1 protein-coding gene and 1 pseudogene are annotated in these 502 nt (G+C 61.4%); one reads left to right on the top strand and one right to left on the bottom strand.

From position 1 onward, the window contains the following. A pseudogene (locus tag AC1D1Y_RS26225) lies at window positions 1–260 on the top strand (hypothetical protein); the annotation flags it as partial. A 5-nt stretch (window positions 261–265) separates the two neighbouring features. Here AC1D1Y_RS26225 and AC1D1Y_RS26220 read toward each other — a convergent pair. Then, window positions 266–502: response regulator transcription factor (locus AC1D1Y_RS26220; RefSeq protein ID WP_477684925.1), on the bottom strand; the 237-nt coding region annotated here is incomplete at its 5' end.

Raw genomic sequence — 502 nt, 5'->3', positions numbered from 1 at the left:
GTGGGCACCTGGTCATCGTGGATATTTTTCTCAAGCGCGGATCGGGTCTGGGTGTGCTGAAGGCCGCGCAAYAACTGGGCCCAAAGTGCGCGATGGTGGTTCYGAGCAACTACGCCACCAAGGACATACGCGCCAAATGCTTGGCGCTGGGTGCCAAGCGGGTGTTTGACAAGTCGACGGAAATCGATGCACTGATCCAGTACTGCAGCGAACTGGCCGAGGGCACCAACGCCACCGGCCCCGCTGCCCTGGGTGTATGAACCCGCTACTGGATCAGCCCGTTCTTCAAGCCGTAGTAGGTCAGGTCGCTGTTGGACTCCAGCCCCATTTTCTCCATCACGCGGGTGCGGTAGGTACTCACGGTCTTCATGCTCAGCGACATGCTGGTGGCAATGTGGCTCACCGTTTCGCCGCGGGCCAGGCGCAAAAAGACCTGCATCTCGCGCTCCGACAATTGCTCATGCACCGGCTTGTCGCCGCCATCGCCGCCCAGCCCCTCGGC

The organism is Polaromonas sp. P1_G1 (assembly GCF_056405595.1).
Note: the sequence above shows the minus strand (reverse complement) of the source record. Positions and strands in the feature narration are given on the sequence as shown.